Origin of the sequence: Maribacter confluentis, assembly GCF_030505015.1 — a bacterium.
In the GTDB taxonomy this organism is placed as follows: domain Bacteria; phylum Bacteroidota; class Bacteroidia; order Flavobacteriales; family Flavobacteriaceae; genus Maribacter; species Maribacter sedimenticola.
On record NZ_JAUKUC010000001.1, the window covers coordinates 4,049,675 to 4,073,262 of the forward strand.

19 protein-coding genes are annotated in these 23,588 nt (G+C 38.2%); 13 read left to right on the forward strand and 6 right to left on the reverse strand.

The window, feature by feature from the left end:
• The gene (locus tag Q2T41_RS17665; RefSeq protein WP_304437152.1) at positions 1–1,536 is read left to right on the forward strand and encodes a YifB family Mg chelatase-like AAA ATPase; all 1,536 of its coding nucleotides are present in this window, start codon (positions 1–3) and stop codon (positions 1,534–1,536) included.
• 7 nt (positions 1,537–1,543) lie between these two features.
• Here the strand turns inward: Q2T41_RS17665 and Q2T41_RS17670 are convergent, their stop codons facing one another.
• Together Q2T41_RS17670 and Q2T41_RS17675 are read right to left on the reverse strand one after the other, a co-directional pair.
• Positions 1,544–2,110, reverse strand: a complete 567-nt coding sequence (locus Q2T41_RS17670; protein ID WP_304437153.1) for a hypothetical protein — start codon at positions 2,108–2,110, stop codon at positions 1,544–1,546.
• Between the two features lie 10 nt (positions 2,111–2,120).
• Entirely contained in the window at positions 2,121–2,567 is a 447-nt protein-coding gene (locus Q2T41_RS17675; RefSeq protein ID WP_089261365.1) for a hypothetical protein, read from the reverse strand.
• Positions 2,568–2,781: 214 nt separating this feature from the next.
• On the opposite strand from Q2T41_RS17675, the gene Q2T41_RS17680 reads away from it, so the two are divergent.
• From Q2T41_RS17680 to Q2T41_RS17730, 11 genes are all read left to right on the forward strand, one after another.
• Positions 2,782–3,975, forward strand: a complete 1,194-nt coding sequence (locus tag Q2T41_RS17680; RefSeq protein ID WP_304437154.1) for an Nramp family divalent metal transporter — start codon at positions 2,782–2,784, stop codon at positions 3,973–3,975.
• A gap of 3 nt (positions 3,976–3,978) precedes the next feature.
• Entirely contained in the window at positions 3,979–4,719 is a 741-nt protein-coding gene (locus Q2T41_RS17685; RefSeq protein ID WP_304437155.1) for a LamB/YcsF family protein, read from the forward strand.
• On the forward strand, positions 4,716–5,453 hold the full coding sequence (pxpB, locus tag Q2T41_RS17690) for a 5-oxoprolinase subunit PxpB (protein WP_304437156.1): 738 nt from the start codon (positions 4,716–4,718) through the stop codon (positions 5,451–5,453). The genes Q2T41_RS17685 and pxpB overlap by 4 nt, the downstream gene beginning before the upstream one ends.
• The gene (locus Q2T41_RS17695) at positions 5,446–6,285 is read left to right on the forward strand and encodes a 5-oxoprolinase subunit C family protein (RefSeq protein WP_304437157.1); all 840 of its coding nucleotides are present in this window, start codon (positions 5,446–5,448) and stop codon (positions 6,283–6,285) included. The genes pxpB and Q2T41_RS17695 overlap by 8 nt, the downstream gene beginning before the upstream one ends.
• 451 nt (positions 6,286–6,736) lie before the next feature.
• Complete coding sequence (gene ilvD / locus Q2T41_RS17700; protein ID WP_144800350.1) at positions 6,737–8,413, forward strand: dihydroxy-acid dehydratase; 1,677 nt, start codon at positions 6,737–6,739, stop codon at positions 8,411–8,413.
• A gap of 96 nt (positions 8,414–8,509) precedes the next feature.
• The gene (gene ilvB / locus Q2T41_RS17705) at positions 8,510–10,243 is read left to right on the forward strand and encodes a biosynthetic-type acetolactate synthase large subunit (protein ID WP_304437158.1); all 1,734 of its coding nucleotides are present in this window, start codon (positions 8,510–8,512) and stop codon (positions 10,241–10,243) included.
• 18 nt (positions 10,244–10,261) lie between these two features.
• The gene (locus Q2T41_RS17710) at positions 10,262–10,840 is read left to right on the forward strand and encodes an O-methyltransferase (RefSeq protein ID WP_304437159.1); all 579 of its coding nucleotides are present in this window, start codon (positions 10,262–10,264) and stop codon (positions 10,838–10,840) included.
• A gap of 59 nt (positions 10,841–10,899) precedes the next feature.
• Positions 10,900–11,418 (forward strand): acetolactate synthase small subunit, encoded by a 519-nt coding sequence (ilvN, locus tag Q2T41_RS17715; RefSeq protein WP_089261357.1) that lies wholly within the window; start codon positions 10,900–10,902, stop codon positions 11,416–11,418.
• 41 nt (positions 11,419–11,459) lie between these two features.
• On the forward strand, positions 11,460–12,935 hold the full coding sequence (gene ilvC / locus Q2T41_RS17720; RefSeq protein WP_144800353.1) for a ketol-acid reductoisomerase: 1,476 nt from the start codon (positions 11,460–11,462) through the stop codon (positions 12,933–12,935).
• A gap of 157 nt (positions 12,936–13,092) precedes the next feature.
• Positions 13,093–14,358 (forward strand): threonine ammonia-lyase, encoded by a 1,266-nt coding sequence (gene ilvA, locus Q2T41_RS17725; protein ID WP_304437160.1) that lies wholly within the window; start codon positions 13,093–13,095, stop codon positions 14,356–14,358.
• Positions 14,359–14,444: 86 nt separating this feature from the next.
• Complete coding sequence (locus Q2T41_RS17730) at positions 14,445–16,031, forward strand: NADP-dependent glyceraldehyde-3-phosphate dehydrogenase (protein WP_304437161.1); 1,587 nt, start codon at positions 14,445–14,447, stop codon at positions 16,029–16,031.
• A gap of 30 nt (positions 16,032–16,061) precedes the next feature.
• Here Q2T41_RS17730 and Q2T41_RS17735 read toward each other — a convergent pair whose 3' ends face one another.
• Both Q2T41_RS17735 and Q2T41_RS17740 read right to left on the reverse strand, forming a co-directional pair.
• A complete protein-coding gene (locus Q2T41_RS17735) occupies positions 16,062–16,700 on the reverse strand; it encodes a hypothetical protein (protein WP_304437162.1) in 639 nt (212 codons plus the stop codon).
• Between the two features lie 108 nt (positions 16,701–16,808).
• Complete coding sequence (locus tag Q2T41_RS17740; protein WP_304437163.1) at positions 16,809–18,962, reverse strand: TonB-dependent receptor; 2,154 nt, start codon at positions 18,960–18,962, stop codon at positions 16,809–16,811.
• Positions 18,963–19,213: 251 nt separating this feature from the next.
• Between Q2T41_RS17740 and Q2T41_RS17745 the strand changes: the two genes are divergently transcribed.
• Positions 19,214–20,413, forward strand: coding sequence for an MFS transporter (locus Q2T41_RS17745; RefSeq protein WP_304437164.1), 1,200 nt, complete (start codon positions 19,214–19,216; stop codon positions 20,411–20,413).
• 74 nt (positions 20,414–20,487) lie between these two features.
• Here the strand turns inward: Q2T41_RS17745 and Q2T41_RS17750 are convergent, their stop codons facing one another.
• Together Q2T41_RS17750 and Q2T41_RS17755 are read right to left on the reverse strand one after the other, a co-directional pair.
• On the reverse strand, positions 20,488–22,263 hold the full coding sequence (locus Q2T41_RS17750; RefSeq protein WP_304437165.1) for a PAS domain-containing hybrid sensor histidine kinase/response regulator: 1,776 nt from the start codon (positions 22,261–22,263) through the stop codon (positions 20,488–20,490).
• A complete protein-coding gene (locus Q2T41_RS17755; RefSeq protein ID WP_304437166.1) occupies positions 22,260–23,393 on the reverse strand; it encodes an FIST signal transduction protein in 1,134 nt (377 codons plus the stop codon). Before Q2T41_RS17755 ends, Q2T41_RS17750 begins: the two co-directional genes overlap by 4 nt.
• Positions 23,394–23,588: the final 195 nt, after the last annotated feature.

Consider the following 23,588-nt stretch of genomic DNA (forward strand, 5'->3'; position numbering starts at 1 on the left):
ATGCTTACAAAAGTTTATGGGAGTGCAGTTTTTGGTGTAGAAGCCACAACGATAGTAGTTGAGGTAAATATTGATAAAGGAATTGGGTACCATTTGGTAGGTCTGCCGGACAATGCAATTAAGGAAAGTAATTACAGAATTGCCGCCGCACTACAGAATAACGGTTATAAAATACCGGGAAAAAAGATTACCATTAATATGGCGCCTGCAGATCTTAGAAAAGAAGGTTCTGCCTATGACCTTACTTTGGCTTTAGGAATTTTATCTGCATCGGGCCAAATAGAATGCAATGATATTGAGAAGTATGTCATTATGGGGGAACTTTCCCTTGATGGAAGCTTGCAACCTATAAAAGGAGCGTTGCCTATTGCCATTAAAGCACAGGAAGAAGGTTTTACGGGGTTCATATTACCTACCGTAAATGCTAAGGAGGCCGCTATTGTGGGCAATTTAAAGGTATATGGGGTAGATAATATTAAACAGGTTCTTGATTTTTTTGACAAGGGTACCCCGTTGGAACAAACCATAATCAATACAAGGGAAGAGTTTTTTAAAAAGCTGGATTTTCCAGAATTCGATTTTTCTGATGTAAAAGGGCAGGAGAGTATAAAGAGGTGTATGGAAATTGCTGCCGCGGGAGGACATAATGTTATTTTGATAGGTCCGCCAGGTGCCGGAAAAACTATGTTGGCAAAAAGGCTCCCGTCAATTTTGCCGCCCATGACGTTGCATGAAGCCTTGGAAACCACAAAGATTCATAGCGTAGTGGGTAAAATAAAGAATATGGGGTTAATGAGTCAACGGCCTTTTAGAAGCCCTCATCATACCATATCCGATGTAGCCTTGGTCGGTGGTGGTTCTTATCCGCAACCAGGTGAAATTTCTTTATCGCATAATGGTGTATTGTTCTTGGATGAATTGCCAGAATTTAAACGAGGAGTTTTAGAAGTGCTGCGGCAACCTTTGGAAGATAGGGAGGTTACGATATCACGGGCTAGATTTACGGTAACCTATCCCAGTAGCTTTATGTTGGTGGCAAGTATGAACCCTAGCCCCGGTGGCTATTTTAACGACCCTGATGCCCCCGTGACATCATCGCCCGCAGAAATGCAACGCTATCTAAGCAAGATTTCAGGTCCGTTACTTGATCGTATCGATATTCATATTGAGGTGACCCCCGTACCTTTTGAAAAACTATCCGAAGAAAGAAAAGGAGAGGGTAGCGTGGAAATCAGAAAGAGGGTTACTGCGGCCCGGGAGATACAAACGGCACGTTTTGCAAGTTTGGAGAACATCCATTACAACGCCCAAATGAATACAAAACAAATACGCTTGTTCTGTAAACTAGACGAAGATTCCAAAACGTTGTTGAAAAATGCCATGGAACGTTTAAATTTATCCGCAAGGGCATATGATAGAATTCTTAAGGTGGCAAGGACTATTGCTGATCTTAGCGGTTCGTCCTCAATCAATGGTACCCACATTTCTGAAGCCATCCAGTACAGAAGTTTAGATAGGGAAGGTTGGTTGGGCTAGCGCTTTATTAAAAATATAACCCTTCGTTATTGATGTCATCTTCCTTATGTGGTTTGGAAGATGTAAATATATCTTTTAGAATATAACTGGTAACAATGGTAAGGCCAACCGTTAATGTAGGTATACTATAATCCCAGCTTAATAAGTGCATAAGTCCGCCCAAGATAATGGTCAGAACACCTACTACCATTACAAAATTCCAAATGATTTCTGCAAGGCTGTTTTTGATGCTTCGGTTTTTGTCCATAAAGTAAGACGTGCCTTCCATAGCAAACCAGGCTATAAAGGTCAAGGCAGTGCCAATTTGAAATATTAGGGTATATGGAAATTTTAAAATTGTTAGGAGTCCATTGGTGGTCCAAAACAGGACCATAGCCATTTTTATCAGGTCTACTGGTTTTTTATCCTCCTTTTTGTAAAACCTTACCGCATACAGGATTAGAATAGCGGCAAAAGATGTAAAGATAATTCCTGCTGCATAGGGCCAATGCAATACCCGCATTAGAAAACCTATTAGTAAGGTTGCCAATGCTGCCCTTATCTGGTTTTTATATACTTTTTTGGAATTCTCCATGGTCGTTGTATTAGTTGATTACCTTGATATTGGCCTTTAGGCCTTCCATGATTCCTATAATATTGTTTACGGTTTCGTTTAAATAATATCTTACTACAATATGCGGAATCCTTATGGTCGTAAAACCATTTCTAAAAGAATGCATGGCCTCTTCTAAATTATTGATCGCTTCATGTTCCGTAAGCTTATCATATTTGGAATCTATTTCAATATTTAACTTTACACGTGATATGGCGATATCTATAGATTTTTTACCGTCCCACCATTCTAACATAGAATTTACTCCTGCCTCTTTTAAGGCGTAATACAATTGTACGGCCTCTAGTGGGGTATCATGTTGTTTGATTAATAGTTCTATACGCTTGTAGTGTTTTGAGCATAGTTCAACACCCACAGTATCCATTGCATTTTTATGATCTATATAACCAAGTTCTTTCTTACATTCTAAACAAGTCATTAATAGGTTAAGTTTTAAGTTTTGGGATAAGTATAACCGTGATATTTTAAGAATAGTATATTGTTTCGATGAATGACTCCCAACTTTTAGACGAACTGCAAATTTTTAGATTAACTGCATTTTAAAATGTTAAAATTGTGGTGAAATAGAAATTGAAAGAGGTGAGCGATTTCATATTTTTAAAATTATATTTACACAACCCATAATTATTCATATGTTTAAGAAATTAGGACCTGGTGTTCTTGTTGCGGCCGCTTTCATTGGTCCCGGTACCGTTACCGCATGTACCTTGGCGGGTGCAGACTTTGGATTTAGTTTGTTGTGGGCCATGGTGTTATCCATATTTGCAACTTATGTGTTACAGGAAATGTCGGCCAGGCTGGGTATTGTTACCCAAAAAGGTTTGGCAGATGTTATTAAGCAAGAACTGCATACGACTTGGGTTCGTAATAGTGTCATAGGTTTAATTCTATGCGCAATTATTATTGGCAATGCCTCATATGAAGCAGGAAATATCGGTGGTGCTACGTTAGGTATGCAAGCACTGTTTGGTATGTCATACAGTAATTGGTATCCTTATATTTTAGGTAGTCTCGCTTTTATTCTATTGTATTTTGGGAGTTATAAGACCTTGGAAAAGGTTTTTATCTTCTTGGTATTGATTATGAGTTTGTCTTTCTTGGCAACTGCGCTACTCACAGGTCCCAATATTGCACAATTATTAAAAGGTTTGTTTATACCTTCAATTCCTGAAAAGGGAATTCTCACTATCATAGCACTGGTAGGAACAACCGTAGTACCCTATAACCTTTTTTTACATGCTGCATTGGTAAGTGAAAAGTGGAAGTTGAAAAGCGATTTGAATCTTGCCAAGCGAGATACGCTGGTTTCTATTTTTCTTGGTGGATTGGTGTCCATTAGTATCATGATTTCTGCTGCTGCCATAACCACTACAGAAGTCAACAGTGTTATGGATATGGCCAAGGCCTTGGAACCGTTGTACGGTTCTGCGGCACTTTATTTTATGGGTATTGGTCTATTTGCGGCCGGAATTACATCTGCAATCACAGCGCCATTGGCGGCAGCATATGTTGCAAATAGTTGCTTTGGATGGAAGGCGAAATTAAACGACACCAGATTTAGATTGGTTTGGATGATCATCTTAATTCTTGGTGTATTCTTTTTGTCGTTTGGAATTAAACCCATACAGGTAATCAAGTTTGCCCAAATAACCAATGGATTGTTGTTGCCTATAATAGCAGTTTTCTTACTTTGGGTTGTCAATAGGGTTGGGGTAATGGGTAGTTATAAAAATAATCTGGTACAAAATTGTATTGGAATCTTTATCATCATATTGTCCGTAATTTTAGGGGTTAAAAGTATATTAAGCGTTATAGGTCTGTTGTAATACATGGGGAAAAGCATAGATATAAATTGTGATGTTGGAGAAGGGGTAGGCAATGAGGAAAAATTGTTTCCATTGATCAGTTCATGTAATATAGCATGTGGTGGTCACGCAGGTTCTGCGGAAAGTATAGCAATTTGTTTACAATTGGCAAAAATTCATGAGGTAGCTATTGGTGCCCATCCTTCATATCCGGATAGGGAAAATTTTGGCAGGGTATCCATGACGATATCACATACCACCTTAATACGCCAAATTAGGGAGCAATTAAAAGTATTTACGAACATCTGTAATAAGCTAGATATGCCATTGCATCATATTAAACCTCATGGTGCATTATATAATGATATTGCCAACAACAGGAATTTGGCATTGGTATTCTTGAACGCTGTTGAACCATATAGGGAGAATACGTATTTATATGTTCCTTATGGCAGTTTAATAGCGGAATTGGCCATTTCCGCTCATTGGGACATTAAACGGGAAGCCTTTGCGGATAGAAATTATCATACAGATTTAAGTTTGGTGTCAAGAAAGGAAGAGAATGCCTTAATTACCAATGCTAAGGATGTATGGGAACATTTACTATTAATGGTCAAAGAAAATCATGTAAAAACTATAGAAAACATGAATGTCCCCATTCATGCGGATACCTATTGTTTTCATGGAGATACACCTGCCGCGTCTGATATTTTAACGTATATTACATCTAAATTATCAGAATTTAATTTACAACTCAAACCGTGAATTCCCCTAAAATCAAAATTAAACCGTTTGGTGTACATGCTATTTTAATAGAATGGCCACATACCGTCAATGAACAAATCCTAGAAATTATATTACAATATCAGGCCATATTGCAATCTAATGGTTTTGCCGATCCTGATTGGGAAATGGTACCGTCCTATAATTCATTGATGTTGGTCAATAGAAAGCATGAAATTGATCATAACAAGTTGACCTTAGAATTGGAAAATTATTATACTCAATTGGGTCATAAGGACAAAACAAGCAAATTTCTTTGGCGTTTGCCGGTTTGCTATGATCAAGAATTTGGTTTGGACCTACAAGAAGTAGGTGCAAAATTGAATATCTCCATAGCGGAAATTATAGCAATGCATACCGGTGCCCAATATACCGTTTTTGGTATTGGGTTCTTACCCGGATTTATGTATTTAGGAGGACTAAATGAAAAGTTAGAGGTCAACAGAAAAGCGTCACCCAGGGCAAAAGTAGAAAAGGGTGCAGTGGGTATTGCAGGTAAGCAGGCAGGGATATATCCCCAGGAATCTCCAGGAGGATGGAATATTATAGGAAATTGTCCCGTCCCAATTTTTGATGCATCCAAAGAAAATCCGTGTTTTGTCAATGTAGGTGATAAAATAGAATTTTTTGAAATATCAAGAGCGGCCTATAAGCTTCATAAGATTGAGGCCGAAGTAGGAATTTATCAACCGGAAAAAATACAATTGAATGCTTAAAGTTTTAAAAGCGGGATTTTATACTACGGTCCAAGATGAAGGTAGGTTCTTTTATAGAAATAAAGGCGTGCCCGTTTCCGGAGTTATGGACGAAATGTCCGTTTTCAAAGTAAATTCCTTATTGGAAAACGAACGTTCTGCGGCAGTCTTGGAAATTACCATGACGGGTCCAACGTTGGTATTTGAGGAAGAAACGTATATAGTGCTGGGAGGAGCAAAAATGTTAGCGACATTGAACAACTTGCCCATACAGAATTATAAGGTCTATCAAATAGAAGCCGGTGATATTGTTTCATTTGGCAAATTGGTCAAAGGTTTTAGATGTTACCTAGGGGTCAAGGGTGGTTTTACGGCTAAGAAAATATTGGGAAGTCGATCTTACTATAAACCTATTACAGAAAGCAATAGATTTAAGGATGGCGATGTTGTTGCCTATGAATACCAACAATTGTTTCAACCTAAAATTTCCGAGCTTAAAGTAGCCTCCTTCCTGGACGATACCATCCTTCATGTTTGTAAAGGACCGGAATTTGACCTTTTAACGGATAGGCAATTAGAGGAACTTTTTTCAAAAACATTTACCGTTGCACAAGAAAACAACAGAATGGCCTATCAGGTACATGAAACAATAACTCCCCATAACCTATCCATGCTCACTTCCGCAACACTTCCTGGAACGGTACAATTAACTCCCGCAGGAAAGTTGATTATCTTGATGAAGGATGGACAAACCACTGGGGGCTATCCTAGGGTATTGCAATTAACGGATAAGGCAATCTGTATTTTAGCACAGAAAAGGGTGGGTAATCCCATAAATTTTAAACTGGTGTAATCAATCAAACTATTATTTGGTAGTAGTCTTTATATCTCCAATTGTTATTTAACGAGAATCCGGTATAGTGTTATAATACAAACCAATATTGATTTTTATCCTATCATAAAATTATGTAGTATTGTAGTATGCTATCAATTAATATCTTTCATAATGTGGTCCGTGTCATTCCTTAATTAGGAATGATATAGCTTTTCATTATTGGAAAAAACCTGTATCAGATAAATTTGATACAGGTTTTTTTATAGAATCCATAGGAATTGTTAGTTGATTTGAAGTATTGAATATGGTATAAATTACCTGTTTAATTAATTGATTTGCAATTAGTTAAGTGATAATTAAATGAAATGAATTTATATTGTCCAATATTGTTAAAATTATAAACTTTTATAAACTTTTATCTTTGGTATACTAGCTGAACCTAATAAGATAAGCATACGAGAATTACATTATGGAATTGAACAAGCACAGTAAGAATGTAACCCAAGATCCAACACAACCAGCGGCACAAGCAATGCTATACGCCATAGGTCTAACGGAAGATGATTTAAAAAAGCCGTTAATAGGTATAGGGAGTACTGGTTATGAAGGAAACCCCTGTAATATGCACCTAAATGATTTGGCGCAGGAAGTAAAGACCGGTGTTAACGATAGTGGATTGGTAGGTCTTGTTTTTAATACTATTGGTGTTAGTGACGGTATATCCATGGGTACTTACGGAATGCGTTATTCATTACCTTCTAGGGATATAATTGCTGATTCTATGGAAACGGTAGTGCAGGCCATGAACTATGATGGTTTGGTTACCGTGGTAGGTTGTGATAAAAATATGCCGGGAGCCTTAATGGCCATGATCCGTTTAAATAGACCATCTGTTTTGGTATATGGTGGTACTATAGCTTCAGGTTGTTTTAAGGATAAAAAGTTAGATGTCGTTTCCGCTTTTGAAGCTTGGGGAGAAAAAGTTGCTGGTACCATGAACGAAGAGGATTACAAGGGAGTTATCCAGAACGCATGTCCCGGAGCAGGTGCCTGTGGTGGTATGTATACGGCAAATACCATGGCATCCGCTATTGAGGCCTTAGGTATGGCCATGCCCTATAACTCTTCTAATCCGGCAATAGGAAAAGCAAAACAGAATGATGCCATACAATCAGGTAAGGCCTTGAGGACCTTGTTGGAAAAGGATATTAAACCAAGTGATATCATTACCCGAAAATCCCTTGAAAATGCAGTGCGTTTGTTAACGCTTTTAGGGGGGTCTACCAATGCCGTTCTCCACTTTTTGGCCATAGCCAAAGCCGCAGATGTAGAATTTACGCTTGATGATTTTCAGAAAATAAGTGACACCACCCCGTTTTTGGCAGATTTAAAGCCTAGCGGTAAATTTTTAATGGAAGATGTACACCGTGTGGGCGGGGTACCTGCGGTAATGAAATTTATGTTAGAAAACGGTATGCTGCATGGAGATTGCTTGACCGTTACCGGTAAGACCATTGCGGAGAATTTGGCAGAGCTACCTGGATTATTGGAGCATCAGCAAGTAATTAAACCGTTGAACAACCCTATTAAACCTACAGGACATTTGCGTATTCTTTACGGAAACCTCGCCACGGAAGGTGCCGTTGCCAAAATTACCGGAAAGGAAGGCCTGTACTTCTCTGGACCGGCAAAGGTATATAATGACGAGTTTTTGGCAAATGCAGGTATAGGTAGGGGCGAAGTCAAGAAAGGAGATGTTGTGGTTATCCGGTATGAAGGGCCAAAAGGTGGACCTGGAATGCCAGAAATGTTAAAACCAACGGCGGCTATAATGGGTGCCGGACTGGGTAAGGATGTAGCCTTGATTACAGATGGTCGTTTCTCTGGTGGTACCCATGGTTTTGTGGTTGGACACGTTGCGCCTGAAGCCCAAGATGGAGGAACAATTGGTCTTTTGGAAAATGGTGATATCATTACCATAGATGCGGAAAAGAATGAAATATCCGTGAACCTGACCGATGCGCAATTGGCAGAGAGAAGAAAGAATTGGAAACAACCGGAATTGAAAGTGAAAAGGGGTAGTTTATATAAATATGCCCGCATGGTATCATCGGCCTCGCAAGGTTGTGTTACAGATGAATTTTAAACAATTAAAAGTAGTATACTTTTAATTAAGTACTAGATGCAATATAATGTCGGGCAGGGTAATCAGTAATGCAATGCTTGAATTTGATCATTAATTATGGAAACAGTAAAAGAGAAGAAGAAAGGTACAGCTGCCAAGAAAACTATCAAGATTTCTGGGGCAGAAGCATTAATTCATTGTTTATTGGCCGAAGGTGTCGATACAATGTATGGTTACCCCGGTGGTGCAATTATGCCCGTTTATGATGAACTATATAAATTTCAGGATAAACTTACACACATTCTTACCAGACATGAACAGGGCGCTACACATGCGGCCCAAGGGTATGCACGTGTTTCGGGTAAAGTTGGTGTGGCTATTGCTACTTCTGGTCCTGGTGCAACTAATTTGGTCACGGGTCTTGCAGATGCGCAAATAGATTCTACTCCAATGGTCTGCATTACAGGTCAGGTTACCAGACACTTACTGGGAACAGATGCCTTTCAGGAAACGGATATTATCGGTATTTCTACACCGGTTACTAAATGGAACTATCAGATTACCGAGGCTTCTGAAATTCCTGAAGTTATGGCAAAGGCGTTCTATTTGGCAAAATCTGGTAGGCCAGGTCCGGTATTGGTAGATATTACTAAAAATGCACAAATAGATGAATTGGATTTCTCCTATGAAAAATGTACCGGTGTAAGAAGTTATAAACCGGTTCCAAAACCAAGTGCAAAGGCAATAGAGGCTGCTGCAGAATTGATCAATAGTGCCAAGAAACCTTTTATTGTTTGGGGACAGGGCATTATTTTGGGACAGGCGGAAGATGAATTGAAAAAATTGGTCGAAAAAACGGGTATTCCTGCTGCATGGACCATCATGGGGGCATCTGCGTTAGATACCGCACATCCTTTAAATGTGGGTATGGTTGGTATGCACGGCAATTATGGCCCTAATCTATTGACCAATGAATGTGATGTATTGATCGCCATAGGTATGCGTTTTGACGATCGTGTAACGGGTAGGCTAGAGGATTATGCAAAACAGGCCAAGGTCATACATTTTGAAATTGATCCCGCAGAAGTCAATAAAAATGTTCATGCAGATGTAGCGGTTTTAGGAAATTCAAAAGAAACCTTAGGGTTGCTTCTACCTTTGTTGAACGAAAACAAGCATGATGCTTGGCATAACGAGTTCAAGGAGAAATATAAAATAGAGTTCGATACTATTATTAAGAACGATATCCACCCAACGAAGGAAGGACTGACCATGGGAGAGGTAATCGAAGAAATAAACCTGGCTTCCAATAATAAGGCCGTCATAGTATCAGACGTTGGTCAGCACCAAATGATTGCATGCAGATATGCCAAATTTTCACAATCCAAAAGTAATATTACTTCTGGCGGATTGGGTACTATGGGCTTTGCATTGCCCGCAGCCATAGGGGCAAAAATGGGTGCAATGGACAGGGAAGTGGTCGCAATTATAGGTGATGGAGGTTACCAAATGACTATTCAAGAACTTGGGGTGATCTTTCAGCATAATTTACCGGTCAAGATCGTTGTTTTGAACAATGAGCATTTGGGCATGGTTCGTCAATGGCAAGAATTGTTTTTTGATCGAAGATATGCGTCTACCGTAATGGTAAATCCAGATTTTGTAAAAATAGCGGAAGGTTATAGTATTGAGGCCAAACGAATCTCTGAACGTAAGGATTTAAAATCGACCATTCAGGAAATGATAGCTTCTGACAAACCTTACTTTTTGGAAGTGAAGGTAGAACAAGAGGATAATGTTTTTCCAATGATACCTTCCGGTGCTTCGGTATCTGAGGTTAGGTTAAAATAATAGGTAATAAACCTAACCATGATTGATACCAACATACAGGATATTCCAAAATTGCAAGAAGAGATACAGCAAAAATCCAAGGAAATTGGTTTTACGATGCCGTCAGACCTTTTTGTGGGCAGTTTTCTTAAGACCTTGATATCTTCAAAACCTGGAGGTAGATTCTTGGAAATCGGTACAGGTATTGGTCTAAGTCTTTCATGGATGATAGACGGTATGGATGCTAATGCTACTTTATTGTCAATAGATAATGATCAAGAGTTGATTTCCATAGCCACCCAATATTTTGGGGAGGACAAAAGGGTACAGCTTTTATGTAAGAATGCCGCAATTTGGATAAAGGAACATCAAGAAGATCGGTTCGATTTGATTTTCGCTGATGCATGGCCGGGTAAATACAGTGAAATCAATGAGGTCCTACAAATGCTGAACGTTGGTGGTTTTTATATCATAGATGATATGATGGAACAACCTAATTGGCCAGAAGGTCATTCGGACAATGTAACAGCACTTATTGCATATCTAGAACAAAGAAAAGATATACATTTGACAAAAATGAATTGGTCTACAGGCTTGATTATGGCTGTAAAAAAATAATATATAATAATAACGATACCATAAAATCCTTTTTTAAAAGGAGTAGGTAATGAAAGCTTATGGAAAATAAATGGTTTACGATATCGGTATATTCAGAAAACAATGTTGGATTACTGAACAGGATATCAGGAATATTCTTAAAGAGACATATTAATATAGAAAGTTTGAACGTCTCCAAATCTGAGATAGATGATGTCTCCAAGTTTACGATCGTAGCGCATACTACAGAAAAATGGGTACATAACATCGTAGGGCAGATAGAGAAACAAATTGAGGTAATTAAGGCATATTATCATACAGATGATGAGACTATTTACCAAGAGTCCGCCTTGTTCAAAATTGCTTCTGGTCTTTTGTTCGATGAACGTCAAATACAGAATATAATTAAGGATAACAATGCCCAAATAGTAACGGTGTCAAGAGATTTTTTTGTTATCGCCAAAAGCGGAAGAAGAAATGAAATCGATGAAATGCACGATCAGCTAAAACCTTATGGAATAATGCAGTTTGTACGTTCAGGCAGAATATCCGTTACCAAGGATGAAATGAAAATTTCTACCATTCTAAAAGAATTTTAATTAATAGAATTTTATCAATAATCAAATAAAGTAAATACAAAATGGCCAATTATTTTAATACGCTATCATTAAGGGATAAATTAACGCAACTTGGAAAATGCCGCTTCATGGATTCGTCTGAGTTTGCAGATGGTGTAAATGCTTTAAAAGGCAAAAAAATTGTAATCGTAGGTTGCGGTGCTCAAGGATTGAACCAGGGCTTGAACATGAGAGACTCCGGACTTGATATTTCCTATACGCTTAGAGATGCTGCAATTAAGGAAAAAAGACAATCCTATGTCAATGCTACTGAAAACGGTTTTACCGTTGGGACCTATGAAGAATTGATTCCTAGTGCGGACGTAGTGATCAATCTTACTCCGGACAAGCAGCACACAGCTGTTGTTGGTGCGGTTATGCCATTGATGAAAAAAGGAGCCACATTATCATATTCTCACGGTTTTAATATCGTGGAGGAAGGAATGCAGATACGTGAGGACATTACAGTAATTATGGTGGCACCAAAATGTCCGGGTTCTGAGGTGCGCGAAGAATATAAAAGAGGTTTTGGGGTTCCTACATTAATTGCTGTTCATCCTGATAACGACCCTCAAGGAAAAGGTTTGGAGCAAGCCAAAGCATATGCAGTGGGTACGGGCGGTGATAGGGCTGGCGTATTAATGTCCTCTTTTGTTGCCGAGGTGAAATCAGATTTAATGGGAGAACAAACCATACTTTGTGGATTGTTACAGACCGGTTCAATTTTATGTTTTGATAAAATGATCGAAAAAGGTATAGACCCAGGTTATGCTTCTAAATTGATACAATACGGATGGGAGACTATCACGGAAGGTATGAAATATGGAGGTATCACCAATATGATGGACCGTCTTACCAACCCGGCCAAAATTAAGGCTTTTGAGTTGTCAGAGGAACTAAAGGATATAATGCGACCTTTATTTCAAAAACATATGGACGATATCATGACCGGTCATTTTTCCAAAACCATGATGGAGGATTGGGCCAATGATGATAAAAATTTATTGACTTGGAGAGCTGCCACTGGAGAAACAGCTTTTGAAAAAACACCTGCAGGTGATCAAGAAATTACCGAGCAGGAATTTTATGATAATGGTGTCCTTATGGTGGCCATGGTCAGGGCAGGTGTAGAGTTGGCTTTCGAGGCAATGACAGAATCCGGTATAATTGCCGAATCTGCCTACTACGAATCCTTGCATGAGACCCCATTGATCGCCAATACTATTGCACGTAAGAAATTGTTTGAAATGAACCGTGTAATTTCGGATACTGCAGAATATGGTTGTTATCTTTTTGATCATGCCTGTAAACCTTTATTGACCGATTTTATGAAAGGCATAGAAACCAACGTAATCGGTAAAAATTTCTCAGAGGGTATGGACAATGATGTGGATAATGCACAATTAATTGCAGTAAACAAGGCTTTACGTGAGCATCCTGTTGAAATTGTAGGTGCACGTTTACGTGAATCAATGACTGCCATGAAGCCTATTGTTTAGGGTTGGTATAGGAATACTAAAATTTAGATTGTCCGGTTAGGTACATTCCAAGAGTTACGATCTTAAGTAGTTTTGTTAACTTTAAGGAAGTGTTTCTGAGCGGACAATTTAGTTCGTGCCCACAGATAAATGTTCAAATAAATTATTTAATTGTTTTATGAAATCAGCGCAACCATCCTATCTGCCTAAATTGGACGATGTTAGGCATGCAGCCAAGGTAATCGCAGAGATAGCTGAAGAAACACCTTTAACCGAAAGTATTAGGCTGTCAAAGCAATATGGGTGTCAAATTAGGTTAAAACGTGAGGATCTACAACGGGTACGCTCTTATAAAATTAGGGGTGCGTTCAATAAAATAAGTGCATTATCAAATGAAGACAGAGCTAAAGGTGTCATTTGTGCAAGTGCCGGTAATCATGCACAAGGGGTGGCATTTGCCTGTTTTCATTTAAAGATACAGGGAACTATATATATGCCTTCTGTTACACCAAAACAGAAAGTTGAGCAAACTAAATTATTTGGTGGTGAGTGGGTGGAGATTGTTTTGGAAGGGGATACTTTTGATGATGCCTCGTTGGCAGCAAGTAAATATGGAGCACGAACGGGTAAAATATTCGTACATCCTTTTGATGACCCAAAAATTATTGAAGGTCAGGCTACGGTTGGTCTGGAACTGATCTCTCAATCCAAAGCACCAATAGATTATCTGTTTGTTTGTATTGGAGGAGGCGGGTTGGCTTCTGGGCTAATTAGTGTTTTTAGTGAACTTTCACCTAATACCAAAATTATTGGCGTAGAACCAAAAGGAGCTCCTTCCATGAAAGCATCAATTGAGGCAGGAGAAATAATTGCACTGGAAGATATAGATAAATTCATAGATGGTGCCGCGGTGAAAAAAGTGGGCCGGTTGACCTATCCTATTTGCAATTGGTATTTAAATGATATGATTACTGTTGATGAGGGTATGGTATGCCAGACCATTTTAGACCTATACAATAGAGATGCCATTGTGGTAGAGCCTGCCGGTGCTTTGTCTATTGCGGCATTGGATCAGTATAAGGACAAAATTAGGGGTAAGAACGTAGTTTGTATCATTGGCGGCAGTAACAACGATATCACCAGGACAGCTGAAATAAAGGAGCGGGCGTTGTTATATGGTAAACTAAAGCATTATTTTATCATACGATTTCCACAGCGACCGGGAGCGTTAAAGGAATTTGTTGTGGATATTTTAGGACCTACGGATGATATCACACATTTTGAATATTCAAAAAAATCAAGCAGGGAAAATGCACCAGCGGTCGTTGGGATAGAGCTAAAGGACCCCAAAGACCTAAAGCCCTTAATAGAACGCATGAAAACTAACAATTTTTATGGAGATTATATAAATGATAAACCAGATTTGTTTGAATATTTGGTTTAAACTACTTTTAATCTTCCATGTTCCTGTATCGTTATATAGGCATTAAAAAGAAAAGCATATCATCAATCATAGATAAATAAAAAGTAATGGGCGATATAAAGATTCCACAAGAATTTCAGATTACATCAACAATTGATCAACGACATTATTTGGTCAATGGAGAACTAAAGGAATGGAAAGGTGAAACAACGGAAGTCTACTCTACCATATCCTCAACTAAGGAATACAAACCCACTTTATTGGGTAGTATCCCAGATTTACAGGAGGCAGAAGCGTTAGAAGCATTAAATGGCGCTCTAGGTGCCTACGATAAGGGACAGGGGGTTTGGCCGACCATGCATGTAAAAGATCGTATAGAATGTATGGAGGTTTTCGTAGAAAAAATGAAGACCAAAAGAGATGAGATCGTGAAATTGTTAATGTGGGAAATTGGTAAATCATTACCGGATTCGCAAAAAGAATTTGATCGTACGGTAGAGTATATTGAGGATACTATTGAAGATTATAAACAACTTGATCGCGATGCGGCAAAGTTCACCAAGCATGACGGGGTTTATGCACATATAAAAAGGGGACCGTTGGGCGTAGTCCTTTGTCTTGGGCCTTACAACTATCCATTAAACGAAACCTTTGCTTTGCTTATTCCCGCAATTATCATGGGTAATACAACCATCTTTAAACCGGCAAAGCACGGCGTACTTTTAATCACCCCACTACTAGAAGCGTTCCAAACAAGTTTTCCCAAAGGTGTGGTCAATGTACTATTTGGCCGTGGTAGAACCGTTGCGGCTCCTATAATGCAAACCGGAAAGGTAGATGTGCTGGCTTTGATCGGTAATAGTAAATCTGCAAATGCTCTACAAGAGCAACACCCAAAAAGTAACAGGTTGAGACTGGTACTCGGGCTGGAAGCTAAAAACCCTGCCATAATATTGCCTGATGCAGATTTGGAACTGACCATAAATGAATGTTTGGCCGGTACGCTATCTTTTAACGGTCAACGTTGTACCGCATTAAAAGTGGTCTATGTGCATGAGGATATTCGTGAAAAGTTCAATGATAGCTTTGCCAAAAAAGTCGATGAGCTTAAATTTGGAAACCCTTGGGAGAATGGTGTAAAATTAACGCCGCTACCAGAACCCGGAAAACCAGATTATATACAGGAATTGATTGATGACGCGCTATCTAAAGGAGCCAAAATTCTAAACAAGAAAGGTGGTAAACGATATGATAACTATATATGGCCAGCCGTTTTATATCCGGTAACCAAAGATATGCGCGTATATAAGGAGGAGCAGTTTGGTCCTATTATTCCAATTGTACCTTTTTCGGATATTGAAGAACCTTTGGACGATATGGCAGCCAGCAATTACGGACAACAGGTAAGTCTTTTTGGAAAAGATGTGTATGCATTGTCTCCACTGATAGATACTTTGGTAAACCTTGTTTGTAGGGTAAACTTGAACAGTTCTTGTCAAAGAGGTCCGGATGTTTATCCGTTTACGGGCCGTAAAGATTCTGCCCAAGCTACCCTTAGTGTTCATGATGCCTTGCGTTCGTTCTCTATACGGACTTTCGTGGCCTTTAAGGATAATGAACTGAATACGGAAATCGTAGAACAATTATTGGAAGCAAAGCTTTCTAATTTTGTAAGTACGGACTATATCTTATAGCCATTTCAAAATTGAATATAAAAACCTCTCCTATTCGGGAGAGGTTTCTTTTTTACAATTGGCACTTATTTCCTTTGCTCTGTCCAAGCCAGAGTATGGATAATACTTAATGGTCTGCTCTTCTTCTTGAAACAACCCAATTGCCCGTTCAATATCCGCACAAAAGGGAGCAATTGATTTTCCGAAGAATCTTGCCGACCCCATATCCCATTCAGCTTTGCTTAAGACTACCCTTGGGTTATTTGGAGCTATCTTTTGTGCTTTTTCATAAATGGCGGCATTTTCTGCTGAAAGCGTCATTCCGTATTTTGCGCCATCAAATGCAATGTAAGCTGTATTTAAAAGAGCATAGGAAATGAGTATTTCAGGATTGTTTTCAGATATTTCAGAAGCAGCATCCAAAAAAGTTTTGGCCCTTGTAAGTTTTGTGGTCAGTAAAGCTTCGTCCTTTAATCCAAAACTACTGACTATCTCAATAAGGCCAGCATAGTAAGGGGGTAACCAATTGTCGCTTTCAGCGGCTGCAATTCGTTCAAAAAGTTGAACGGCTTCAGTATTCTTTTGATCCTGCCAAAGGGCAAAGGCATTGTTCATCCCTGTTTCATAAGGCGTTTGTGCCGTTAATTGAAGAGTAAGGACGAATGCGCTAATTACTAATAAAGTTCTCATAATATTTAATGTTTAATTATTGTTTTGTTATTCAAATATCCAGGTATTCAAAGCTGCTTAATAATAACGTTGACCCAGTTGTTGATTAAAAGTATTGAATTGTAATTATTACAGATTATCAAGTTGATTATCATTTTTATTTTTGCTAATGGTCCAGAAGAATCCTACGAAAAAGAAGCGGTCTGCTGCAGGCGTAATTGTCCTTCTGTCAAAAAAGCCGTTCGTATTTGGTTGATCGGTATATTGATATCCATTAATATTTTTGGTGCCCAATACATTACTTACGGATAGGAAAAGTATCTTCTGTTGGTCAATTAAATAGGCATAATTCACATTTAATGAATTAAAGCTTTTAGCCTTCTCCAATAAGAATCCTCCTTTATTGGGGTCGGTATATGTACGGCCCGATGCAAAATTATAACTGAACCCAATCTGACTTTTCCATTTTTCTACCCATCTTTTCACTACAAGAGATGCATTGTGTTTGCTGGCAAAATTTGGAGTTGCGGTATTGGCGTAGTTTTGGTAGTTCCTTTCTGTGTCCAAAAATGAGTAGGACATCCAATATTCTGTGTTTTTAATTGTTTTATTGTCCCTCCAAAAGAGATCTAGACCCTTGGCAAAGCCATTACCATTGTTATTAAAAATAGATGAAGGCAAGGCAAACTCCGTATTATATTTTACCAAATTGCCATAATCTTTATAATAGACTTCGGCCCTGAATATTTGTTTGTTTTTTACATATTGGTAGTTGGCAATATAATGAGACGTTTTTTCCGCAGTAAAATCAGCGTTGTATATGAGATACCCATTTTTTGGGTTCTGGAAAAATTCACCGTAGGCCAAAGAGAACTGTGCATTTTCTCCAGATTTATAAGCTAATGATACTCTAGGTGATAAATTAAATTCTTGTAATAATGATGAGTATTCAGCACGTAATCCAATTTTGGTCGCTAATCTTTTAGAGAAAAAAACATCCGTTTCCACAAAACTGGCCAAAAGGTTGTTGTTGAATGAATAGCTTGTATTTATGGTGTTGTCTCTATAATTTTCCTTGAAATCCGTTATAAAATATTCTGCTCCAAAATTTAATTTATACCTACTGGAAAAATATTTATACAATGCAATCTTTAAATGCGCGGAATTTTCTATATCCGTAATATTAGACGAGTTTAAGGTTATATCAGTTTGATCATTGGCAAAGCTTACCCCAGAAGAAAAGCTCCACTCTTTTTCCAGAAAGTCTTGATATGATGAATTAATGTAGAGGTTATTGTTTTTAAGACCAAATCTAACACCGTTAACCTCATTGATATCCGCTTGCGTCAATTCAAAATTTGAAGCACTGTAGGCTCCGTATACTTTTAATAGTCCCTCGTTTTGAAATCTATACCGGTAAACAGCTTCCCCGCCAAAAGATTCAACAGGTTTGTGCCATTCGTTATTGTCCGGATATAAATGTTGATATGGCGCTAGATTAATGTAGTTTGTATTTATGCTTAATGCACTTTTCTTCCATTTTTGCGTATTTCCAAGACCTACGCCTACTGTCATCAATGAAATTTCCGTTTTTTCCTCTTGCGGTTCATTGATACTATTTAAAAGTAATACACTGGACAAGGCTTGTCCGTATTCTGCAGAATAGCCCCCAGTGGAAAATGTAATCCCCTTAAAAAGAAAAGGGGAAAGTCTACCCCTTACAGGAATATTGTTTGCAGATGGGGAGTAGGGTGTAAATACACGCATACCGTCTACAAATATTTGGGTTTCTTCGGCATCGCCACCTCGTACAAAGAGTCTGCCGTCTTCGGCAACATTAGAGGTTCCAGGTAATGTTTGTAATGCCCCTACAAAATCCCCAAGGGCACCTGCCGTGGTTACTATATCCAATGGTTTTAACGCGGTAACCTTTGCATTGTCCCCAGCCTTGAACGTTCCGGCATTTACGGTAACGGCATCCAATGTGTTTACATCATCCCTTAATTTAATGGTGATGTTTGTAAATGTGGTTACATCCGCTGTTTTTGAAAAAGTCTCATAGGATATGGATGAAGCAATCAGTGTCTGCATACCTGTAGCATTGGTATTAAAGGAGAATATACCAGCTTCATTGGTGGCTGTACCATCATAGGTGCCACTTAGATAAATATTTACACCCATTATGGGCGTTTCGTTGTGGTCCAGCACTCTTCCGGATACCGTAGTCTGTGCAGTTAAGTTAATATGGACTAGTATTAGTACACATAATAATAGTGTTCTCATGTTGATTATTTTTTTTTGATTGATACCGCAAATATGTATCGCAATGGATATTTTCTGGAAAATGATTTTCCCAGTTGTAGAAATTTTGGACTGAATTGTAGTTAGGGGAGGTATGTAATACTTAGGTAAGGGTAATTATTTACATAAATGTGGTAATTAATATGATTTCTTGCCGACATATGCGTTCTAACTTTGTCCTTTTAATTATGAGCTTTAATTAGATTGTTGAAGTAAGAACTAAAATTAGAAGTATGGAAACAATAAAATCAAACAAGAAAGCATTGTTCGCTTTGGCCATCGGAGGTTTTGGAATAGGACTTACCGAATTTGTGATTATGGGAATTTTGACGGAGGTTTCCGGTTCTTTAGGTATTACTATACCGCAAGCCGGTCACTTTATTGCGGCCTATGCCTTAGGGGTAGTGGTAGGGGCGCCGTTGCTTACAGGTATGGGTGCCAAACTTAGCCCAAAGAAAATGCTGTTTTTATTAATGATTTGGTTTACGGTATTCAATACACTTTCTGGACTGGCTTCCGGTTATTCAAGTCTACTGTTTTTAAGATTTTTGTCCGGTATTCCCCATGGTGCTTTTTTTGGAATAGGAGCAGTAGTAGCTACAAAGCTTGCAAAAAAAGGAAAAGTGGCACAGGCCATATCCATAATGTTTTCAGGTTTAACGGTGGCCAATGTCATAGGTGTTCCCATAGGAACTTACTTAGGACAACAGTTTAGCTGGAGCGTTTCATTTTACCTTGTTGGTTTTGTGGGCTTGTTAGCTTTGGGCAGTATATACTTATGGATGCCCAAAATTGAGGTTGAGGAATCAAGTGAAAAGGTTACTGTGGCACAAGGATTGAAAAATACCGAGCTTTGGGCCTTAATAGCGCTTACCACTATTGGTACCGGAGGATTTTTTGCATGGTACAGCTATGTTGCTCCCCTTATCACCAATGTGGCCGGATTACCTGAACATTTTGTAGGGTACGCCATGATGTTGGCCGGTCTGGGAATGGTAGCAGGAAATTTTTTAGGTGCTAAAATGGCAGATCTGCTTTCCCCTTTGAGAGCGGTTATAATAAGCCTTTCTATGATGTGCGCCATTTTATTGGCCAATATGGTCATTGCGACCAATCCGTATTTGTTAATGGTAATGACCTTTGTAATAGGTGCAATTTCGTTTACCGTGGCAACCCCTATACAAATGGCGATCATTAATACTTCCAAAGGGTCGGAAATGTTGGGTTCTTCTATGAACCAGAGTGCTTTTAATATGGGAAATGCATCCGGTGCCTATTTAGCGGGGCTTCCAATGGCATTTGGTTACGGCATTTTATATAGTAGTTTGGTTGGGGCTTTGCTAGCCTTTTCCGGGGTGATGATTGCATTGGCAATTCTACTAGTAAGAAAAAGAAGGGCAATTAAATATAGAAAAATGGCTATTAGCTGTTGATATAAGATAATGCGAACAAGAAAAAGGAACTTAAAATATAAGTTCCTTTTTTTATGCTCGATCATTTATAAATTTCATGTATTTTCTTTGACATTACCTATCAGGATTTCAGAAATGGTATGGTATAGTTCATTAGGATTAAAGGGTTTGCAAATTAGACCGTTCATTCCATGACTAAGTAAATCCTTTTTAATACTTTCTCCTGTAGATGCAGATAGTGCATAAATTGGTATGGTCTGATTATGAATACTTTCCGAAGCCCTAATGGCCAAACTAGCATCATAACCATTCATTACGGGCATCTGAAGGTCCATAAGAATAAGGTCGTATTCCTTTTTGAACGCGTATTGTACCGCAACTTTACCATCTATTGCCACATCATAATCAACCCCCCATTTTTTGAGGAATTTTTCAATTAGAAAGATATTGATCTTATTATCCTCAACTACCAATATCTTATAGCCATGCAGTTTTTTAGAATCTTCCAAGTCATTTGTTCCTAAAGCGGAATTGTTTTCTTCTTGAAGAATAGAAGCAATAGGATTTCCTTTTCTAAAGTCCAATTCAAAACTAAAACATGAGCCCACATTTGGTGTGCTCTCTACCTTAATGGATGTGCCCATAAGTTGTAATAGGCGTTGGCAGATGGCCAGGCCCAGACCTGTACCTCCATATATTCTAGTTGTACTTACATGTGCCTGTGCAAAGGATTCAAAGATTTTATCAATTTTATCGCTTTCAATCCCAATACCTGTATCGTTTACAGAAAATAAAAGTTTTGTATTATTCTCCGTTTCGTTAAGTACTTCAACTTCCAAAGAAACGGTTCCATGTTCCGTAAACTTTATTGCATTGCTTACCAAATTGGTCAGTATTTGTGACAAACGGGTACTGTCACCGATCATGGTATCCTGCAATAGAGAATCTTTTTTAATGTGAAATGAAATTCCTTTTTTGGATGCCTTATTGGTAAAAATACTTTGAACCGTATTCAATACTTGTTTCAAGCTAAAATTCGCTTTTTCCAGTTCTAAGGAACCTGCGGCAATTTTATCGTAATCAAGGATATCGTTTACAACCCCTAATAGGTGTTCAGAAGAATATTTAAGGGTACTCAAATTTTCTATTTGTTCTTGTTTTGGATTTTCAATGAGCAATAAATGGGCAATACCTATAACCGCATTAAGAGGTGTCCTGATTTCATGGGACATAGTGGACAAAAATTCGCTTTTAGCCTTATTCGCCTTTACTTCTTTTTCCCTAGCCTTAATCAGTTCATATTCCGTTAACTTAAGATTGGTAATATTTACGATGGTGCCTATGTATCCTTCTACTTTTCCTGAGCCAGATTTAATTCCCTTTATAGTGAATTCCAACCAAATTCTATCACCATTTTTATCTAGGGATTCCAATGTTTTATTAAATGTATTTGCTTCTGGATTATGAAGGTCCAACAAATTGGAATATGGTTTACCGTCTACATTCTTTAAACATTCCTCGATGGATTTACCAATAGATTCCTTTACGCTTAAACCGGTCATCTCTTCCCAAGCGGAATTTAGATAGGACCATTGTCCGGAAAGATCAATCTCAAAGATGACATCCTTAATGTTGCTTGCCACCTTGGTCAACTGACTGGTAACTTCTTCAACATTATTTTTTAATTGTAAGTTTCTTAGATACAATTCTTTTGAACTTTCTTCAAGAATGGTTTCTGCATGCTGCATATCTGCATCCATTACTTTATAGCTGTTATCAACCATATGAAGTAATGGCGCTATTTTGTCAAGAACCTTTTGGTCAAGATTCACTTCACATAATTGTCTTTGTAGTCTTCTATGGTACTTCATAGTTCAGAAAATGTAGTGACACACATGGTCAAGTTATGTAAAGAGGTTTTTGGTTTTTCAAAAAAGGGTGATATCTCACCATAAGAATAAAATCCAATAGATTTTGTAGTGGAAGGAAATTGCTGAACAACGGCCTCCACTTCTTCTTTGGCCAATTTGCCCAAGACCTTTCTTCTACCGGCGCAACTTATAAGGATGGCCAGTTCATGCTCATGTTTATTTTGTTGCGCAATTATTTTCGCTGCATTTTCCGCACCTAAGATTAGCCGATCGACATTGGCTTTCATAATACGCACATAGGAGCCGGCAGGAATCTCCTCTGCCATTATCAAACTTTTATTGGATTCGTCAATATCCAATAGTACTCTGATTACGGGATGGGAATGATCTTCGTTCCTGACTTTTATAGGATGTTTAAAACCAAATTGTTTTACATCGGATAAAATATTAGGCTCTACCACAGATTTGTAAAATTCAAGGGCTGGTAGGCCGTCTATTTCCAGGATTTGGTTCTTTTCTGATTTAGTGACCAGACACTCAACTCCATAACTGTCCCAACCACCCTGTGCATTGTAATTTACCTGTAAACGGTCACCATACATGGCAAGGGCAATTACCCTATTTCTTTTTAATGAGCCCTGATCTATAATATAGTTGGAACCGATATAGGATTCCCTACCTGCTAATCCTCCGGTAACGCTTATGTGCGATTTTAATTTATGATTAATACCCTTTAATAGGTTAGAGGCATGTAAGGTCTGCACATCTGAAATGAGAAATATATGTTTTAAGCCTTCTTGGTCTATGTCCTGTACGAACTTATTGCCAACTTCAAAATACTGACTTACATCTGTTGGCAGGTCTTTGCTAAAAAGTTTTACCTTAGTTCCATTAAACTTCACTGCCGATAATACAATACTATCATCTATTACTTGCTGGTCTATTATTTCTCCTGCAGTAGTGCCACCAATGATTATGGCCTGAGTATATTTTTGCTGAATACTGGTTAGTGCCTTATCTATATCCTCAAATTGCAATGAGGCAAATAGGAAGATTACATCTGGAACAAATGTTAGGGAAAGCGCCTCTATTTGCGCTTGGGAAGTTATAAGTTGTTGAAATATTCTCATAATTTGTAAGAAAATGACTACAATTAATATAACGTAACATTTTTAAAAATAATATGTAATACTCTTCTTTTTTTATTTGTAACATATTGAATTAAGGATAGCTGTTTTGATTAAAATACATAGCATTGAACTATGTTTTGTGATTGTATCTAGAAATTTTTCTTATTAAAATTTTAATGTAATTGGAACACTTAA

Coding starts and splice junctions, on each gene's coding strand:
- Q2T41_RS17665 (WP_304437152.1), top strand. CDS start 1: ATGCTTACAAAAGTTTATGGGAGTGCAGTTTTTGGTGTAGAAGCCACA.
- Q2T41_RS17670 (WP_304437153.1), bottom strand. CDS start 2,110: ATGGAGAATTCCAAAAAAGTATATAAAAACCAGATAAGGGCAGCATTG.
- Q2T41_RS17675 (WP_089261365.1), bottom strand. CDS start 2,567: ATGACTTGTTTAGAATGTAAGAAAGAACTTGGTTATATAGATCATAAA.
- Q2T41_RS17680 (WP_304437154.1), top strand. CDS start 2,782: ATGTTTAAGAAATTAGGACCTGGTGTTCTTGTTGCGGCCGCTTTCATT.
- Q2T41_RS17685 (WP_304437155.1), top strand. CDS start 3,979: ATGGGGAAAAGCATAGATATAAATTGTGATGTTGGAGAAGGGGTAGGC.
- Q2T41_RS17695 (WP_304437157.1), top strand. CDS start 5,446: ATGCTTAAAGTTTTAAAAGCGGGATTTTATACTACGGTCCAAGATGAA.
- ilvD (WP_144800350.1), top strand. CDS start 6,737: ATGGAATTGAACAAGCACAGTAAGAATGTAACCCAAGATCCAACACAA.
- ilvB (WP_304437158.1), top strand. CDS start 8,510: ATGGAAACAGTAAAAGAGAAGAAGAAAGGTACAGCTGCCAAGAAAACT.
- Q2T41_RS17710 (WP_304437159.1), top strand. CDS start 10,262: ATGATTGATACCAACATACAGGATATTCCAAAATTGCAAGAAGAGATA.
- ilvN (WP_089261357.1), top strand. CDS start 10,900: ATGGAAAATAAATGGTTTACGATATCGGTATATTCAGAAAACAATGTT.
- ilvC (WP_144800353.1), top strand. CDS start 11,460: ATGGCCAATTATTTTAATACGCTATCATTAAGGGATAAATTAACGCAA.
- ilvA (WP_304437160.1), top strand. CDS start 13,093: ATGAAATCAGCGCAACCATCCTATCTGCCTAAATTGGACGATGTTAGG.
- Q2T41_RS17730 (WP_304437161.1), top strand. CDS start 14,445: ATGGGCGATATAAAGATTCCACAAGAATTTCAGATTACATCAACAATT.
- Q2T41_RS17735 (WP_304437162.1), bottom strand. CDS start 16,700: ATGAGAACTTTATTAGTAATTAGCGCATTCGTCCTTACTCTTCAATTA.
- Q2T41_RS17740 (WP_304437163.1), bottom strand. CDS start 18,962: ATGAGAACACTATTATTATGTGTACTAATACTAGTCCATATTAACTTA.
- Q2T41_RS17745 (WP_304437164.1), top strand. CDS start 19,214: ATGGAAACAATAAAATCAAACAAGAAAGCATTGTTCGCTTTGGCCATC.
- Q2T41_RS17750 (WP_304437165.1), bottom strand. CDS start 22,263: ATGAAGTACCATAGAAGACTACAAAGACAATTATGTGAAGTGAATCTT.
- Q2T41_RS17755 (WP_304437166.1), bottom strand. CDS start 23,393: ATGAGAATATTTCAACAACTTATAACTTCCCAAGCGCAAATAGAGGCG.